Below are 3,018 nucleotides of genomic sequence, written 5' to 3'. Positions count from 1 at the left end.
GTTCCGGAATAGAAATATCGGTTACCAGCTCCAGCAGCAGCGTGTCGGGCTGGATCTCTGCCACTTCCATCACCGCAGGCAGGCCGTGCGTCAGGCCCCCTTCCAGGATCAAATTGCCTTCCAGCGCTTTAAACGGCTTGATCACGCGGTAGTTACCGCAGCCGGTTAGGTTTTTATGACCGGCCATCATAACAGGCAGCGGCCGCCCCGGTAGCGGTTGCTGATAGCGCGACTGACGCGTACCCAGCAGGAAGTTGCCGCCTACTTTGGTCAGTTGACGGTTATAGCTGATATCCACGCTGAGCTGGCCACGCCATTTTTCACGCAGCGTATCAAAGACATCAGGCCCTACATGGGAAGCGATGCCGATTTCCTCGCCGAGCACTCGGGTAGCGCCCCCCATATGCAACAGACGTGCGTATGGCGTCCACACGGTCAGGTACCCGCTGGCGCGCGCCTTCAGCGCAAAATCCACGTCGCCCAAATAGACCGGGAAGTCATCCACGCTGAAACCGCCCAGCTCAACAAAGACTTCTTTCGGCACCATCATGCAGGCCGCGCTCACCGCGGTAACGTTCAGGATAGATTTCAGGCGCTGCATATAACCGGCGTTATCCACGCTGACGCCGTCGTAAATCGGCGATACGCCGAGGCCCACGCCCGCGACGATGCCAGCATGCTGAATGCGCCCATCGTGATATTCCAGCCGCGCGCCCACGATACCGACTTCAGGACGCGTGGCATGTTCGACCATGGCAGACAGCCACTCGCCTTCAACAATTTCAGTATCGTTATTTAAAAACAGCAGCAGATCGCCGCGTGCCTGCTCAACGGCAAAATTATTAATAGCGGAGAAACTGAATGCCTGTGGCCAGCGCAGCACACGCAACTGAGCAATATTTAGCGCCTCAAGCTGCGCCAGATAGTCACAGGTCGCCTCTTCCTGGGAATTATTGTCCACAATCAGCAGTTCATAGTGCGGCCACTGCGTTTTTTCCATCAGGCTTTCGATACAGCGACGCAGCAGCGGCAGACGATCGCGCGTAGGAATGATGATAGAAACCAGAGGCTGCTGTTGATGCGTAAAGCGTACACGGTGCAGCCCTGGTAGCAGGCCCGGCTCTACCACGGCGGGCAAATTGCAACGTGCCAGGTGCGCCGCGGTCACGGCCGCGCTTTCCGCCACGATGTCCGGCTGCTGTAACCAGCTTTCCGCCATCTCCGGCACCAGCATCAGCACGTCGGCAATGTGGCCGATGGACTGAGCGCCACGGCTTTCGATAAATTTCCACGCCAGATCGATACCGCCAAGACGCGCGTAGCGGGCGTCAAAACCGCCTGCCTCACGCGCGGCCGCCACATTGATCAGCATCTGCTCGCCGATATAGGGCTGGCTGCGCAGAAGATCGATATTCAGATCGGGTTTAAACAGGCTGTCGGCAGCCAGCAGGTTTTTACCCGTAACGCTGTCGCAATACTAGAGCGACGCGTCAGGCTGGCGCAGACGGTGTTCGGCAAAGACCAGCAGCGCCCACGGCATCAGCTCGTTGCCTGCGGTTACCAGCAGCAGTGAATCGACCTGCGTCTGACTGAACAAATCGGCCAGCTGCTGGCTATCGCGGACTTTCTCCACCAGGGCCGGCTGCAGATACTGGCTCTCCAGCGAGGCCAACGTCTTTTCAACAGCAGCGCTGTCGTCGAGCGGGTCGAGGATCGCCAGGCCGATATTGCCGGTTTCCGGCATCTGGTTAATAAAGGAAAGCAGTACGCTGATACGGGCTTCAGAAGGCTGGCGCGTTTTCAGCCAGCTTTCCAGCACGCGGGACTTGTCAGCATCGTCGGCGATAACCTTACGATGCAGCGTCAGGCTGGCAGCTTCGGCCTCGCTGATTTGCAGCTTATCCGCTTTCGGCAGGCGAGCCAGTAATGCCTCGATCTGTCCGCTGAGCGACCACTGGCTGAAGGCATCTTCACGAAAACCCTGCGTCCACTGCCAGGCGTCGGCATAAGGCTCAATAATATCCTGCATCCACTCTTCAGGACTTTGATGCGGCGCACTGCCGTAATCGGCAAGAAAATGCGAGTCCAGCCCCGCTTCCAGGGTTTCGCCGTTCACATAACCCGCACCGGAAACGGTATCGGTAAGGTACGCCGGCACCCCGGCGACCAGCGCCTGCACTATGGGACGAGATTGCCCCATGACCACCTGGTAGGTGGACAGGAAATCCGGCGTCAGTTCAACCTCACGGCGCTGGGCATTGATATGGTCAAGCCTGATGCCTTTCTCAGCCAGCAGCGTGCGCAGCTCGCCAACGGCATCATTTTGTTCATTGGAAATAAGCAGGATGCGCGACAGCGGTGGCATAGCCTGTGGCTGTACCTGCGCGAAGCTGTCGCTAACGGAAAGAGGAAATAGATGAAGTTTACGTTGGTCGATGCCTTTCAGCGCGAGTTTCGCATAGGAAATGGCGGAAACGGCCAGGCTGTAAGCCGCCAGTTTATTTTCCAGCACCGCACCGTAAGGCAGGTCCTGGTCCGCATAGGCGTAGTAGTGCTGAAAAATGCAAACGCCAGATATTTCGCCTTTCTGCAGGGCCGAGATCATTTTCAGACTCATATAGCCCTGGCAAATCCAGATCAAATCATAGTGGGCCGCCAGCGAATGCTCGTCTTCCATAAAGCACTGCACGTTGCCGCCCTGCTGCAACGCTTTCAGCCGCCGTAAATAAGTGCCTTCCACCAGCCGCGTGACCAGGTCGATCTGCCAGCCCTTTGCATGGAAGTACTCGACCACATCCATCAGGGTCGTTTCTGTATCAGTTAACCGGTTAAGTTGATCAATAGTAATTAAAAGACGATTCATACTTTTTCTCCGCGCCATCTTATGTGGGCAAGATAGAAAAAACCCGGCCGTAGCCGGGTCGACGAAACGTGTCGTGCGGGATTACTGCAGCAGAGACATCACGCCCTGTGGAACCTGGTTGGCTTTTGACAGCACGGAGGTACCAGCCTGCTGAA

3 protein-coding genes are annotated in these 3,018 nt (G+C 56.9%); all 3 read right to left on the bottom strand.

The genetic code is table 11. The features are described from left to right. Window positions 1-1,372 (bottom strand): glycosyltransferase family 2 protein (locus RTK32_RS20640; protein ID WP_312047217.1); only part of this gene is annotated, 1,372 nt, incomplete at its 3' end. Window positions 1,373-1,477: 105 nt separating this feature from the next. Continuing rightward, window positions 1,478-2,863 carry a hypothetical protein gene (locus tag RTK32_RS20635; RefSeq protein WP_312047215.1) on the bottom strand — a complete coding sequence of 462 codons (1,386 nt, stop codon included), beginning with the start codon at window positions 2,861-2,863 and terminating at the stop codon, window positions 1,478-1,480. Window positions 2,864-2,944: 81 nt separating this feature from the next. Then, a partial coding sequence (locus RTK32_RS20630; protein ID WP_312047219.1) for a flagellin occupies window positions 2,945-3,018 on the bottom strand: 74 nt, incomplete at its 5' end.

It is taken from the genome of Erwinia sp. (assembly GCF_031978025.1).
In the GTDB taxonomy this organism is placed as follows: domain Bacteria; phylum Pseudomonadota; class Gammaproteobacteria; order Enterobacterales; family Enterobacteriaceae; genus Erwinia.
This window is presented reverse-complemented; position numbering and strand designations above follow the sequence as displayed.